This window comes from Rhodococcus sp. NPDC019647 (genome assembly GCF_044389235.1).
GTDB classification, from domain to species: domain Bacteria; phylum Actinomycetota; class Actinomycetes; order Mycobacteriales; family Mycobacteriaceae; genus Rhodococcus_F; species Rhodococcus_F oxybenzonivorans.
In genome coordinates this window covers 460,890-475,160 of sequence record NZ_JBIRXS010000004.1, presented here as the reverse complement: position 1 = coordinate 475,160, position 14,271 = coordinate 460,890, and the positions used below count along the sequence as shown (strand labels likewise).

General features: G+C 65.7%; 15 protein-coding genes. 7 read left to right on the top strand and 8 right to left on the bottom strand.

Features of this window, described 5'->3' with window-relative positions; translation table 11 throughout:
- Positions 1-44: 44 nt before the first annotated feature.
- Positions 45-1,532 (top strand): SDR family oxidoreductase, encoded by a 1,488-nt coding sequence (locus ACH49N_RS12295; protein ID WP_358272131.1) that lies wholly within the window; start codon positions 45-47, stop codon positions 1,530-1,532.
- Here ACH49N_RS12295 and ACH49N_RS12290 read toward each other — a convergent pair.
- On the bottom strand, positions 1,511-2,134 hold the full coding sequence (locus tag ACH49N_RS12290) for a lipocalin family protein (RefSeq protein ID WP_358272642.1): 624 nt from the start codon (positions 2,132-2,134) through the stop codon (positions 1,511-1,513). The two genes, ACH49N_RS12295 and ACH49N_RS12290, sit on opposite strands and share 22 nt — an antisense overlap.
- A gap of 210 nt (positions 2,135-2,344) precedes the next feature.
- On the opposite strand from ACH49N_RS12290, the gene ACH49N_RS12285 reads away from it, so the two are divergent.
- The 5 genes from ACH49N_RS12285 (at position 2,345) to ACH49N_RS12265 (ending at position 6,499) form a co-directional block, all read left to right on the top strand.
- A complete protein-coding gene (locus tag ACH49N_RS12285) occupies positions 2,345-3,013 on the top strand; it encodes a fasciclin domain-containing protein (protein WP_358272133.1) in 669 nt (222 codons plus the stop codon).
- Between the two features lie 371 nt (positions 3,014-3,384).
- Positions 3,385-3,963, top strand: coding sequence for a sigma-70 family RNA polymerase sigma factor (locus tag ACH49N_RS12280; RefSeq protein ID WP_109335412.1), 579 nt, complete (start codon positions 3,385-3,387; stop codon positions 3,961-3,963).
- Complete coding sequence (locus tag ACH49N_RS12275) at positions 3,956-4,681, top strand: anti-sigma factor (RefSeq protein WP_208960188.1); 726 nt, start codon at positions 3,956-3,958, stop codon at positions 4,679-4,681. Before ACH49N_RS12280 ends, ACH49N_RS12275 begins: the two co-directional genes overlap by 8 nt.
- Positions 4,682-4,700: 19 nt before the next feature.
- The gene (locus tag ACH49N_RS12270) at positions 4,701-5,192 is read left to right on the top strand and encodes a Clp protease N-terminal domain-containing protein (protein ID WP_397504525.1); all 492 of its coding nucleotides are present in this window, start codon (positions 4,701-4,703) and stop codon (positions 5,190-5,192) included.
- Between the two features lie 77 nt (positions 5,193-5,269).
- Positions 5,270-6,499, top strand: coding sequence for a LuxR C-terminal-related transcriptional regulator (locus ACH49N_RS12265; RefSeq protein WP_358272644.1), 1,230 nt, complete (start codon positions 5,270-5,272; stop codon positions 6,497-6,499).
- Here the strand turns inward: ACH49N_RS12265 and fdhD are convergent.
- The 7 genes from fdhD to ACH49N_RS12230 all read right to left on the bottom strand — a co-directional run bounded on the left by fdhD (position 6,492) and on the right by ACH49N_RS12230 (position 13,863).
- A complete protein-coding gene (fdhD, locus tag ACH49N_RS12260) occupies positions 6,492-7,313 on the bottom strand; it encodes a formate dehydrogenase accessory sulfurtransferase FdhD (RefSeq protein WP_159923260.1) in 822 nt (273 codons plus the stop codon). The genes ACH49N_RS12265 and fdhD overlap by 8 nt on opposite strands.
- Positions 7,313-9,619, bottom strand: coding sequence for an FdhF/YdeP family oxidoreductase (locus ACH49N_RS12255; RefSeq protein WP_358272137.1), 2,307 nt, complete (start codon positions 9,617-9,619; stop codon positions 7,313-7,315). Before ACH49N_RS12255 ends, fdhD begins: the two co-directional genes overlap by 1 nt.
- A gap of 4 nt (positions 9,620-9,623) precedes the next feature.
- Complete coding sequence (locus tag ACH49N_RS12250) at positions 9,624-10,256, bottom strand: MBL fold metallo-hydrolase (RefSeq protein ID WP_317767358.1); 633 nt, start codon at positions 10,254-10,256, stop codon at positions 9,624-9,626.
- Positions 10,253-11,338 (bottom strand): S-(hydroxymethyl)mycothiol dehydrogenase, encoded by a 1,086-nt coding sequence (locus ACH49N_RS12245; RefSeq protein WP_159923254.1) that lies wholly within the window; start codon positions 11,336-11,338, stop codon positions 10,253-10,255. Before ACH49N_RS12245 ends, ACH49N_RS12250 begins: the two co-directional genes overlap by 4 nt.
- Positions 11,339-11,519: 181 nt before the next feature.
- Entirely contained in the window at positions 11,520-12,659 is a 1,140-nt protein-coding gene (locus ACH49N_RS12240; RefSeq protein ID WP_358272139.1) for a serine hydrolase domain-containing protein, read from the bottom strand.
- A gap of 112 nt (positions 12,660-12,771) precedes the next feature.
- Positions 12,772-13,290, bottom strand: coding sequence for a peptide-methionine (S)-S-oxide reductase MsrA (gene msrA / locus ACH49N_RS12235; protein WP_213576081.1), 519 nt, complete (start codon positions 13,288-13,290; stop codon positions 12,772-12,774).
- 99 nt (positions 13,291-13,389) lie between these two features.
- Positions 13,390-13,863: an NUDIX domain-containing protein gene (locus ACH49N_RS12230; protein ID WP_159923248.1), complete on the bottom strand. Its 474-nt coding sequence runs from the start codon at positions 13,861-13,863 to the stop codon at positions 13,390-13,392.
- A 146-nt stretch (positions 13,864-14,009) separates the two neighbouring features.
- Here ACH49N_RS12230 and ACH49N_RS12225 point away from each other — a divergent pair, with 146 nt between their 5' ends.
- Positions 14,010-14,252, top strand: coding sequence for a hypothetical protein (locus tag ACH49N_RS12225; protein WP_358272141.1), 243 nt, complete (start codon positions 14,010-14,012; stop codon positions 14,250-14,252).
- Positions 14,253-14,271 lie beyond the last annotated feature (19 nt).

Sequence of the window (14,271 nt, the reverse complement as noted above, 5' to 3'; positions counted from 1 at the left end):
CGTTGATCGAGCGAGGCGGCACCCATGACGGGTAGCGTATGGGAATGACACAGTTACGCGTACTGGTCACGGGTGCTACGGGATACATCGGTGGACGCCTCGCACCCCGACTGCTGGAAGCCGGGTATCACGTGCGGGTGTTGGCACGTTCCCCCGAGAAGCTGACCGATGTCCCTTGGGCGTCGGACGTCGACATTGCTCGCGGCGACCTGAGCGATCCCGAATCCCTTTCTGCCGCTTTCGCGGACGTGGACGTCGTCTACTACCTCGTCCATTCCATGGGCGGCCCGGACGAGTTCGAGGAGGCCGAACGTGTCAGCGCGGAGAACGTCGCTCGAGCCGCCCACACCGCCGGGGTAGGACGCATCGTCTATCTGGGCGGGCTCCACCCCGAATCCGCGGACCTGTCTCCGCACCTCCGTTCTCGGACGGAAGTCGGGAAGATCCTCACCGAGTCCGGCGTGCCCACAATGGTTCTGCAGGCCGGGGTCGTCATCGGATCCGGTTCGGCCTCTTTCGAAATGATCCGTCACCTCACCAACAGACTCCCCGTGATGACGACGCCGCGGTGGGTGAACAACAAGATCCAGCCCATCGCCGTCCGCGACGTCCTGCACTACCTCGTCGCGGCAGCGGAGGCCCCGTTACCGCGAAGCCGCGCCTACGACATCGGCGGCCCCGACGTGATCCGGTACGGCGAGATGATGCAAATCTATGCGGAGATCGCCGGACTGCGGCAACGCAGAATTCTCGTCCTGCCCGTGCTCACACCGAAACTCGCCGGTTTGTGGATAGGACTGGTCACCCCCATACCGCGTTCGCTGGGCCGGGCACTGATCGAATCCCTGCACAACGATGCCGTCGTCGGCGAGCACGACATCAACGACGTGATTCCACCACCGGCAGCAGGGCTGACGTCGTACCGTGACGCCGTTCGATTGGCGTTGCGGCGCATCGACAACGGTGAGGTCGAGACCACCTGGGCAAGTGCGTCCCCCGTGGGTGCCCCGTCCGATCCGCTCCCCTCCGACCCCGACTGGGCCGGTGAGGTGGTCTACACCGACGAGCGCAGCAAGGAGTGCGCTGCCGATGCGCACACCCTGTGGAGCGTCGTCGAAAGTATCGGCGGGGAAAACGGATGGTACTCGTTTCCGCTGGCATGGTCCGTGCGTGGCTGGCTCGATCGGATCGCCGGTGGTGTCGGGCTCACTCGCGGTCGTAGAAATCCGAAGCAGCTCAATACCGGTGATCCACTGGATTTCTGGCGTGTCGAGCATATCGAGCGCGGTTCACTGCTGCGGCTGCGCGCGGAGATGCGGGCTCCCGGCGGAGCTTGGCTCGAATGGCGTGTCCGCCCCGTCGATCAGAACTCGTCGCGGTTGGAACAACGCGCCATCTTTTTCCCGAAAGGAGTGGCGGGCCGGCTGTATTGGTACTCCATCCTTCCGTTCCACGGAATCATCTTCAGGGGGATGATGGAGAACATCACCGGCGCCGCCGCCCGCCTGGGTCACACGGTGCAGAGGGGTTGAATGTTGTCTCGACCTCCGGTGGTCGGTGAGGTCAGCAGCAGGCAAGAGTTGTAACCCCGCGATTCCACCACCTGGCGGATCTGCGTCCAGCCGGAATCGTCGACCGCAGAAGTCCGCGACAGGACGAAACCCGACGTGCGCGCCGGATCGCCGACCAGTGCCCACGAATAGTCGTCGGCGATGTAGGTCACCACATAGTTGGTGGGACCCTCGGGTCCGCTCTGAAACGGTACCGAGGGAAAACTCACGTGCAACTGTGCGTTGGTGACGGGATCGTTGACGCGCGCGTTCCCTTCGATGCCGCTCATTCCTCCCGCCCACGTCGTGCAGGAGTTGGACACACTCACATTCGCGGAATCGCGCACTCCGTAGGTGGCTCTCGTGTCGCGCGCGCAATCGAGGTTGAACGGTTGCGGTACCGCGGCCAGTTGGTACCAGGTACCGGCATACCGCTCCACGTCGAGGCCGGCGACAGGGGCCAGCGCCCCAGGGAACTCCGCCTGCCCCATCGGTTCTGCCTGCGCCGGACCCGCTGCAAGCAACACAGCGGCGGCAGCGGTCGCAAGTCCGACGGCACATCCACGCATTGTCGAAACGCCCATGTCGAGCCCTCTTCCGGTGATCGAGTTCGCGGTGACACGCACACCCCGAAGAGAGGGCTGCGCGGCACCCTTGCGGAAGGAATTCGACGCCGCCTCGCCACCGGATGGGTTGGATACCGAAATAAAAAGCGGACCCATCCGCTTGGCGAACCGCTCCGAATGGCTGTCGATGGTGCGCAACCGCACCCACATCGGAGAGAGGCAATTTCCATGAACATCACCACACGGGTACTGGCAGTCGCAGCGAGCACGTCCTTGGTGTTGCTGGGTGCAGCATGCTCCTCGGACGACAGTGACTCGTCGAGCACTGCCGGCGCCGCAGACACCATGACTTCCGAGTCGAACTCCGGCTCCGGAGCCACTACTTCTTCCGCGATGGCCGACCCGGCCGCCAACCTGGTGGGTCCCGGTTGCGCCGAGTACGCCAAGACCGTGCCCGAGGGCGCAGGGTCGGTCAACGGAATGGCGCAGGATCCGGTGGCCACCGCCGCTTCGAACAATCCCATGCTCACCACGCTCACCGCGGCGGTCTCGGGACAGCTCAATCCGCAGGTCAACCTGGTGGACACCCTCAACAGTGGACAGTTCACCGTCTTCGCGCCTGTGGATGCCGCATTCGCCAAAGTTGATCCCGCCACCATCGAAACGCTGAAGACCGATTCTGCTCTGCTCACCAAGGTGCTCACCTACCACGTGGTGCCCGGGCAGATCGCACCGGACGACATCGATGGTGAGCACGCCACCGTCGAGGGCGGCTCCGTCACCGTCACCGGTTCGGGTGACGACCTGAAGGTCAATGACGCCGGCGTGATCTGCGGTGGGGTGCAGACCGCCAACGCGACGGTGTACCTGATCGACTCCGTCCTGATGCCGCAGTAATTTCCGGCTCACCCATCACACACAGATACCGGTGGTACCGAATCTCGGTACCGCCGGGTTTGTGCGTTGAAGGAAGGGGCAGAGGACCGGCCCCAACGATGTATTCCTGTGGGCCCGAGTCGATCCGGCAATCCACCGCCACTTCAGCTTCGAATCACTGATATGGAATTCGGTTTCGCCACAACGACGAGGCACGTGCGCAAGCGCTCATCCGCGTGCCCACCGTCAGCGGCAATCCGATGAACGATTCGGCCACCGACGTCCGGGCGTTCGACGCGGCAACCCGATTGCTGGAGACGTCGATGTCCCCGACCTGGTCGCACCGGCCGCAGGCTGGGATTAGGCTGAAGTTCGATGAACGGACAAGGCCGATGACCGGCGTCGACAGGGCCACGGAGAACGTGACGCTGACTGCTTTGCTCGCGCAGATTGCCGCGGGCGAAACCGAAGCGTTCACCGTCTTCTACGAACGCACGAGCGCGCGCGTGTACGGCATGGTGTTGCGCGTTCTCCGCGACCCCGGCTACAGCGAGGAAACCACCCAAGAGGTGTACCTGCAGGTCTGGAAGTCCGCAGCAAGCTTCGACCCCCGCCAGGGCTCACCGCTGTCGTGGCTGATCACCTTGGCGCACCGGCGTGCGGTCGATCGGGTGCGCTCCGAGCAGTCGGGCACCGACCGGGAATCGACCTACGGCGCGGCGAGCTACTACGGCCCGTTCGACGCCGTGTCCGAGGAGGTCGCCCGCCGTGGCGACAAGAATGACGTCATCGACTGCCTGGGCACCCTCACCGAAATCCAGCAGGAGACCGTCGTCCTGGCCTATTACGGCGGACTCACCTACCGCGAAGTGGCAGAGCGGTTGTCCGTGGCCCTGCCCACCGTGAAATCGCGGATCCGAGACGGATTGAGAAGGCTCGGGCAGTGTTTGGGGGTGCAGGTCGATGGATGAGTCCACCAACCCTCTGCTCGATCTCGCCCCGGTATACGCCCTCGACGCAGTCGACGACGTGCAACGGCGCCAGATCGACGCCGCGGTGCGGGACGCTACGCCCCAGGTTCGCGTCGAGTTCGCCGACGCGGTACGAGGTGTCCGGGAAACGATGGCCGCACAGTCCGCGTCTACCGCAGTGGAACCACCCGCCCATCTGATCGGCCGCATCCTCGGGTCGCTGCCGGCCGCGACCACCCCGGTGTCGCTCGACGGCGCGCGCAGTCGACGCCGCAACCGGCTGATCGCCGCGCTGACAGCGGCGGCCGCGGTGGTCGTTCTCGCGGTCGGCGGCGTGACCGTGGTGCAGCAGTTCCGCGATGATTCCACCGAGCCCGTTCCCGCCCAGATTCTGGCGGCCGACGACGTCCGCACGGCGGTAGCGCCCATTGCCGGTGGTGGTTCGGCCACGGTCGTCTTCTCCAAGGACGTCGACGCGGGTGTCCTGGTGATGAATGATGTCGCTCCACCGGCTCCGGGCTCGGTGTACCAGATGTGGCTCCTCGGTCCCTCCCACGAACCGGTGTCGGCGGGGATCATGGACGCCGGCGCCGTGTCGCCGTCCACGACGGCCGTCGTCACGGGCATCGACGAGTCGACGGCCCTCGGGTTCAGTGTGGAGCCGCCCGGCGGTTCGCCTCGGCCGACCACAATCTTCGCGACGATCAACCTCGCCTGAGGTGACAGAAAGGCGCCCGATGATGCTGACCCGTGGATGGCGCGACATGCGGTCGATGAAACGGCTGTTCGCCGAGACCGAAGCCGAAACCGACCGGCTCGGTGACCGGGAGCCCGGTGCGGAACATCTCTTGCTGGCGTCGTTTTCGTTGCCGGACGGCACTGCTCGTCGAGTGTTCGAGCGTCTGGGATCCAGCCGGGACGCTCTGCGCGAGGCCATTACCCGGGTGCACCGTGACGCACTCGCTGCAGCAGGCATCGGTGACACCACCTCCGTCGACACGGCACTGCGCCGGCCCCGTTCCGGCCCCCTGCATCTGTCGGCACCGGCGCGCGAGGCCTTCCGCGAGGCGACAGCGGTGGCGAAGGCGGGGCGTCGACCGTTCACCGGGGCGGACATCGTCCGCGCGGTAGCGGGAGTCGAACACGGCACGGCGGCCCGCGCCCTGGAGATTCTGGGTCTCGAGCGGTCCGACGTCATCGATGCCGCCCGGGCCGAGGCTCGGGGCTGACCAGCACCGCGCGATACCCTCGTAAGGTGGTTCTCTCCAGCTCGACCTCGGTGTCACCTGCGGATCTCCTCGGCTCGATGCGCGACGTCATCGACGGCTCGCTCCCCGACATCGCCGTCCGGTTCTCGAAATTTCTCGCCGACATCTGGCCACACACCGCACTCGTGATCTTCACCCGTGAATGCACGGGACGCCCCCGGAAGGTCAGCGGAGATCCGTCGATCGTCGAGCGGGTCACCATCACCGAACTCGATGCACTGCGCACCCAGCTGGCCGTGGACGAGGTCTTCGACGATCACGCCGTGATCGCCGGCTCGAAGCGGAAGGTCTGGGCACTGCTGGACGCCACCGGCACCTTGCTGCTCGTCGTACCGAAAACCCGTCAGCGCATCCGCGACGTCGACCTCGTCGGGGCCGCATTCGGTGTCGTGGCCGTGTCCATTCGACTGCAGGTAGCGCAGGCCAGTCCGGCCTATCTGGCGGAGTCGCGGGCGGCGTCGAGCGAGAGGGCCAGGACCATCGTCGAATTGACGGATCTGCATGCCGCCACCCTCGAGTCGATCCTCGCCACCCTCCGGTCCAAGGATCTCGACGATCATCGGTCGCGCATCACGGCGAGTGAGACCGCGTCCACGGCCCTCGTGGCGCTGCGCTCGGCCGGTGAGTCCGACCGTCTCCTCACGGAGGAAGCCGTCACCACCGCATTCGCCCGACTACAGGGTGAACTCCGGCCCCTTCTGCAGCACCGGCCACTCGTCGTCGATTACGTCGATCCGCCCGCGGACGGACGGGCCCTTCCCGGTGAAGTCGCGCATGCCGCACGCGCAGTGGTGCGCAGCGCTGTTCTCGCCTTCGCCGCACAGGCGACGCTCGAACGGATTCGCATCGCCTGGGACTGCGACGGATCCAATCTTCTGGTCGAAGTCCGCGACGACGGCGCCGGCGGCCTGGACACCGACGCACTCGTTCGGCAACTGTCGGGCCGCGTCCACACCATGGGTGGGCGGATCGCCGTCGAGTCCGTCGACGGGTGGGGCTCCCGCGTGGCCGTCGCCATTCCGCTCGATCCTCCGGCGGTGAGGCCCGACGAACAACAGCTCGGCGACCTAAACCCCCGCGAACTCGAGGTGCTGGGCCATCTCGCCACGGGCAAGCGGAACAAGGCGATCGCCGACAGCCTCGGCATCAGCGAGAGCACCGTCAAGTTCCATGTTGCCGGGGTGTTGAAGAAGCTCGGGGTGGGGTCGCGCGGAGAAGCAGGGGCGATCGCGCTCGAGGCAGGGATCCGCGCCGACAGCCTCAGGTGATGCGGTCGGGGTGGGTGTAGATGTTCATCGTGGTGCCGCGGAGGAATCCGATGAGGGTCAGTCCGGTGTCGTGGGCGAGGTCGATCGCCAGCGAGGAGGGGGCGGACACGGCGGCAAGGACCGGGATCCCGGCCATCACCGCTTTCTGGGCGAGTTCGAACGACGCCCGCCCCGACACCAGCAGGATGCTGCCCCGCAGCGGGATGCGGCCCTGTTCGGTGGCCCAACCGATCAGCTTGTCGACCGCGTTGTGCCGGCCGACGTCCTCCTTGACCGTCAGCAGGTCCCCGGTGGCGGTGAACAACCCGGCCGCGTGCAACCCACCGGTGCTGTCGAACACCTTCTGCGCCGCCCGCAGCCGGTCCGGCAGCTCCGCGATCGTCGCGGACGGCACCCGCACCGGGTCGGTGGCCGGGGAATGCTTCGTGCGTTGCCGGATCGCGTCGAGGGACGCCTTCCCACACACCCCGCAGGAGGAGGTGGTGTAGAAGTTCCGTTCGATGCCGGTGTCGGGCAGAAAGATCCCCGGGGCGAGGTCGACATCGAGCACGTTGTAGGTATTCACCCCGTGCTCGTCGACACTGTTGCAGTACCGGATCGACGCAATATCCGCCCGGTCGGCGATGATCCCCTCGGTCAGCAGGAACCCCTGCGCCAGTTCCACATCCGAACCCGGGGTCCGCATCGTCACCGCCAGCGGGGTCCCGTTCACCCGGATCTCGAGCGGCTCCTCGACCACCACGGTGTCCGGGCGGGTCGACTGCCGGGTGTCGGTGATCCGGGTGACCGGGGTCCGGAGCGTCACCCTCCCCATCAGGGCCGCCTCTCGAGCCGGATCAGCACGGCCTTCGACACCGGAGTATTCGACACCGCCGCCACGTGATCGAGCGGAATCAGCGGATTCGTCTCCGGATAGTAGGCGGCCACATTCCCGACGGGCGTCGGATACGGCACCAGCCGGAAATCGCCGGCCCGCCGTTCCTGCACGGTGCCGTCCGGGGTGGTCCACTCCGACACCAGGTCCACCCGATCCCCATCGGTGAAGCCCAGTGCGGCAAGGTCGTCGGTGTTGATGAACAACACCCGCCGGCCGCCCTTGACGCCGCGGTAACGGTCGTCGAGCCCGTAGATGGTGGTGTTGTACTGATCATGCGACCGCATGGTCTGCAGGATCAGCTTCCCCGCCGGCACCGGCAGCCAGGACAGTGCGTTGACGGTGAAGTTCGCCTTCCCCGTGCTGGTGTCGAATCGGCGCTCATCCCGGGGTGGGTGCGGCAGGGCGAACCCGTCCGGCGCACGCACCTTGCGGTTGAAGTCCGCGAACCCGGGAACCACCCGGGCAATGGAATCGCGGATCCGGTCGTAGTCGGCGGCGAACTCCTGCCAGGGCACCGGGTGATCGGGCCCGAACAACGCCTGGGCGATCCCGCACACGATCGCGACCTCACTGCGTAGATGCTCACTGGCCGGGGGCAGACTGCCGCGGGACAGATGCACCACCGACATCGAGTCCTCCACCGACACCTGCTGCTTGCGCCCGGACTGCACATCCTTGTCGGTGCGGCCCAACGAAGGCAGGATCAGCCCGGTTCGCCCGGTCACCAGATGGGAACGGTTCAGTTTCGTCGACACCTGTACCGTCAACGCACAGTTACGCAGGGCGGCCTCGGTGGTGTCGGTGTCCGGGGTGGCGGAGACGAAGTTGCCACCCATCCCGACGAACACCGACGCCTTCCCGTCCCGCATCGCCCGAATCGAGTCGACCGCATCCCACCCATGTGTGCGCGGTGACCGGATCCCGAACTCGGTGTCCAACGCGGTCAGGAAGGACTCGGGCATCTTCTCCCAGATCCCCATCGTCCGATCGCCCTGGACGTTGGAGTGCCCGCGGACCGGGCACACCCCGGCCCCGGGTTTGCCGATCATCCCCTGCAACAGCAGCAGGTTCACCGCGTCCTGAATGGTCGCGACCCCGTGGGTGTGCTGGGTCAACCCCATCGCCCAGCAGATGATCGTCTTCTTCGAGGCGATCAGTGCCTGCGCCGTCTGCTGGATCTGTTCGAGGGTCAGGCCAGTAGCTTGGACCACGGTGTCCAGATCGACCCGCCCGATGGCGGCGGCATAGTCGTCGAATCCGGCGGTGTGCCGGTCGATAAAGTCGCGGTCGATCACCGTCCCCGGGTTGCGGTCCTCTTCCTCGAGCAGGAGCCGGCCCAATCCTTGGAACAGGGCCTGGTCGCCGCCGATCCGGATCTGTAGGAACTCATCCGCGATCTGCACCCCGTTCCCGACCACCCCGTGCACTTTCTGGGGGTCCTTGAACCGCAGCAGTCCCGCCTCCGGCAACGGGTTGATCGCGATTACTTTCGCGCCGTTGCCTTTGGCTTTTTCCAAAGTGGAGAGCATACGGGGGTGGTTGGTGCCCGGGTTCTGGCCGGCGATCAGGATCAGGTCGGCGTTCTCGATATCCGGGACGGTCACCGAGCCCTTCCCGATCCCGATCGTCTCCACCAGAGCCGACCCGGACGATTCGTGGCACATGTTCGAACAGTCCGGCAGGTTGTTCGTGCCGAACGCCCGAATCATCAACTGGTACACGAACGCCGCCTCATTACTGGTGCGCCCGGACGTGTAGAACACCGCCTCGTCCGGCGATCCCAGCGCGCGGAGTTCCCCGGCGATCATCGCGAACGCGGCGTCCCAGCCGATCGGCTCGTAATGCGTTCCCCCGGGCAGCAGCACCATCGGATGCGTCAGCCGGCCCTGCTGCCCCAACCAGAACTCGGTCTTGCCGAGCAGCTCCGCCACCGAATGCTCGGCGAAGAAGGGCGGCCCTATCTTCCGGGTGGTGGCCTCCTCCGCGACCGCCTTCGCCCCGTTCTCGCAGAACTCGGCGTGTTTGCGGTGCCCCGGTGTTTCCGGCCACGCACACCCCGGGCAGTCGAACCCGTCCCGCTGATTCAGCTTGAACAACGTGCGGGCCGTGCGCACCGGACCCATCTGCTCCAACCCGCGGCGCAACGACACCAACACCGCAGGAACACCCGCCGCATAGGACTTCTCGTGCGTGACGACGACATCATCCTCGTCGAAGGTGTACCTGTCGGTGGTGTCGGTCATGAACTCAGTTCCCTCGTGCAATCCACTCGGCGAGGTGCGGGGCCTCGGTGCCGATCGTCGTTCCGTCTCCGTGCCCGGTGTGCACCGTCGTCTCCTCGGGGAGGGCGAACAGCCGATCGCGGATCGATCCGATGATCGTCGGGAAATCGGAGTACGACCGGCCCGTCGCCCCGGGGCCACCGGAGAACAGGGTGTCACCGGAGAACAGAGCACCCACCTCGGGCAGGTACAGGCACGACGAACCCGGCGAGTGCCCCGGAGTATGGATCACCTGAATGTCGGTGCCGGCGATAGCGATACGTTGTTCGTCCTCGAGCCGCCAGTACTTCGCGTCGGGGTGCGTCATCTTCCAGAGGATGTCGTCACCCGGATGCAACAGCACCGGAGCGTGCAAGCGCTCCGCGAGCTCCGGTGCGACGGTGACGTGGTCGTTGTGACCGTGCGTGCAGATCACGGCGTTCACGTGCCTGCCGTCGACCGCGTCGATGATGGGCTGCGCCTGATGGGCAGCGTCGACGATCACCACGTCGGTGTCGTCACCGATCAGCCAGATGTTGTTGTCGACGTTCCACTCTCCGCCGTCGAGAGCGAACGTGCCCTCGGTGACGACCCGCTCGATCCGCAGCGTCCCACTCACAGGACCACCACCGAACGGAGCACCTCACCGGCATGCATGGTGTGGAAGGCCTGTTCGACCTCGTCGATCTTGATGCGCTCGCTGACGAACTTCTCGAGGGGAAGCCGGCCCTGCTGGTACAGATCGACGAGCATCGGGAAGTCACGCTCGGGCAGGCAGTCGCCGTACCACGACGACTTCAACGAACCACCGCGGGAGAAGAAGTCGATCAGCGGCATCTCGAGCTTCATATCCGGGGTCGGCACACCGACCAGGACGACGGTGCCTGCGAGGTCGCGGGCGTAGAAGGCCTGCTTCCAGGTCTCGGGTCGGCCGACCGCGTCGATCACCACGTCGGCACCGAAACCGCCGGTGAGCTCCTGCACGGCCTCCACCGCATCCACGTTCGAACCGTTGATCGTGTGGGTGGCACCGAGCTCCTTCGCCCACTCGAGCTTCTTGTCGTCCCGATCGATCGCGATGATCTTCGATGCGCCGGCAAGCCGGGCCCCCATGATCGCCGCATCACCGACGCCGCCGCAGCCGATGACGGCAACCGAATCGCCACGGCTGACGTTGCCGGTGTTCACCGCGGCACCCAGACCGGCCATCACACCGCAGCCGAGCAGGCCGACGACAGCAGGGTCAGCCGACGGGTCCACCTTGGTGCACTGACCGGCGTGCACCAGAGTCTTGTCGGCGAACGCCCCGATACCCAGCGCAGGCGTGAGTTCGGTGCCGTCCTCGAGAGTCATCTTCTGCGTCGCGTTGAACGTGTCGAAGCAGTACTGCGGACGGCCACGCTTACATGCGCGACACTGACCGCACACAGCACGCCAGTTCAGGACCACGAAGTCGCCGACCTCGACCGAATCGACACCCTCGCCGACGCTTTCCACGATGCCTGCGGCCTCGTGACCCAACAGGAACGGGAACTCGTCGTTGATCCCACCCTCACGGTAGGTGAGGTCGGTGTGGCAGACCCCGCACGCCGCGATGTCGACGACTACTTCTCCGGGTCCGGGGTCGGGAATGGTGATGGTCGCGATCTCAACGGGGGCACCCTTCGAGCGGGCGATGACACCTCGTACCTGCTGCGGCATGGGACTCGTTCCTTCGGTCGATCAGTGTGGCGGATCGATGCATCGCAATATATGCACCTCTTCCCGGAACACTACGGACTGCAGCACCGAGGGGGGACTGATCAAAGGGACAGGCCGACCTGGTCGGATTGCCAGCTCGGCCAGGTCGTAGCCTGTCGGCCGCTCGTGTTGGAATCCGCGCTCAGCCCACCGCCGCGAAAGCGGCAGATACGTATTGGGCACTCCGGTCCGAGCCGAGGAGCCCCGGACCCATCTTGTTCATCACGTAGGTCACCGTCATTCGCCGCTCGGTGTCGATGACGACCTGGGATCCACCCCAGCCACCCCAGAAGCAGATCCGCCCCTCGGGCACGAAGGGAACTGACACCGGCGTCGGCAGTCCGTAGCCGATTCCGAACCGGATGGGCTGTCCGAGAGCAAGATCCACGCCGTTCGACTGCTCTTCGAAGATAAGCGCGATGGTGTCGGGCGAGAGCAGACGGACACCCTCGATCTCGCCACCGCACGCCACCACCGATTGGATGCGGGCAAGGGATCGCGCATTACCGTGCCCGCCCGCCGCACCGTTCTCGGCCTGTCGCCACTCCGGGGTCCATGCCGCAGAGGCGTCGGGGCCCGGCCCGGTGAACGTCTTGACGATGACACTCTCGGGGTCGAGTGAAGCCAAATCGATCGGCAGCGGCGGCGGTGGAACGACATTCGACACGCGTCCGAACTCCGAAGGATTCAACCCGATGTGGAAGTCGGCACCGAGCGGTCCGGCGATCTCCTCGGCGACGAACCGCCCGAGGGTGCGTCCGTCGACCCGGCGGATCACCTCACCGATCAGATGACCGTAGTTGAGGGCGTGATACCCGGACATGGTGCCCGGCTTCCACCACGGAGCCTGGGCTGCAAGCTGTTTGGTCGACTCCGCGAGGTCGAACATATCCTCGACCGTGAACGGCTTGTCCCAGCCGGAGACGCCGGAGGTGTGCGAGAGCAGGTGCCGGACCTCGACGTCGCCCTTGCCGTTCGCAGCGAACTCCGGCCAGTACCGGGCGACAGGCGCGTACACGTCGAGCAGCCCGCGATCGACGAGCACGAGCGCGGCCAGCGCGGTCACGGTCTTGGTGCACGACCACACGTTGGTGATCGTGTCCCGACCCCAATCTGTGGTGTGCGTGGCGTCGGACCATCCGCCCCAGATGTCGACCACCGGGGCACCGTCGAGGGTGACGACGATGGATGCGCCGAGATCCTCCCCGGAGTCGAGGTTGTCTTTCAACGCTTCCTGCAACGCGGAGAAGCGGCTGTCGCACACACCACCGATTTTGGTCACGCGGGTTCCTTTCACGGACGGCTACATTCTGATCTTGACTTCGGATTCAAGTCGATGGTCAGTCTGGTACCGGTCCGCTGTGATGTCAATCACCCGACCGCCGTGGAATCCCTCAGCCGACCTCGGCGTCGCGACGCGGAAGCTTCCACCCCGGCCGCACGAAGTGGCAGGTGTATCCGTCCGGCAACCGCTGCAGGTAGTCCTGGTGTTCGGGCTCCGCCTCCCAGAAGTCGCCTGCCGCGGTCACCTCGGTGACCACCTTGCCGGGCCAGAGTCCGGAGGCATCCACGTCGGCGATCGTGTCCTCGGCGACGCGTCTCTGCTCGTCGCTCGTATAGAAGATGGCCGAGCGGTAGCTGGCTCCGATGTCGTTACCCTGCCGGTTCTTCGTCGACGGGTCGTGGATCTGGAAGAAGAACTCGAGAAGGTCGCGGTACGACGTCTTCGACGGATCGAACACGATCTCGATCGCTTCCGCGTGCGAGCCGTGGTTTCGGTACGTCGCGTTCGGTACGTCCCCACCGGTGTATCCCACGCGTGTGGAGATCACGCCCGGCTGCTTACGCACGAGTTCCTGCACACCCCAGAAGCAGCCTCCGGCCAGGACGGCGGTCTCGGTAACGTTCGACATTGTCCGTTCCCTTCATCGGGGCGCGAGTACACCCCGGGTCGTTTCTCCCCCTCCACAACACCGGCCGTCCGCATCTATTCCGCAACGAGGTGCAGCCTGCTACCGTCCGGCGCCCTCCACAGCGCTTTCCAGCTCGTCCAGGAAAGCCACCTGCGCGGCGATCAGTCTGGTCCGCGCCACTGCGACGGAACACCACTCGACCCGGTCGATCTCGGGGAACGATTTCTGCCGGCCCGACCTCGGAGGCCACTCCATCTCGAATTCGTTGCTCACGGCGTCGGTGACATCGAGGTCGCCTCGCACAGCGAACGCGCTGACCACCTTTCCCGCCCGTTGCCGGACCGGAGCAAGAGGAACTACCGCACCCTGCGGCGGATCGAGACCGACCTCCTCCCGAAATTCCCGCTGCGCCGCAGCCCACGGGTCTTCGTCGACGGCATACTCCCCCTTCACGATCGACCACGCTCCTGCGTCCCGACGCGCCCACAACGGACCACCCGGATGGCAGATCAACACCTCGAGCACACCGTCCCGGATGCGGTACGGAAGCAACCCCGCACTCTGCTTCGCCACCACACCAGCATGTCACGGACGTGTGACGGCGCTGCGAACGTTCGGCCACACCCACGAGCTTCTTCTACCGTTCCGCCGTAGCCGGCAGCCGGGGTGGGGTACGTATTGGGAGAACAGTGGGCCTGGCGATCGAGGAGGAGTTACAGATGAGCGATCAGGAAACCGGTGCGGTGACGGGAACGAAAGACAAGGACTACAACTTGATCTGGTTCGTCGAAGCGTCGCTGAGTAACGCTCTGCGCCTGGACGGCTACATCCGGGACGCCGAACGCGCCGGAGATACCGAGCTCATCGACTTCTTTCAGCGAGCGAAGGCCGTGAGCCTCAAAGGTGGCGAACTCGGAAAAGGACTCCTCGCTGCCCGGCTCGCTCCTCCCAAGGACAGCTGACTCCGGCCTCGGAGACGGA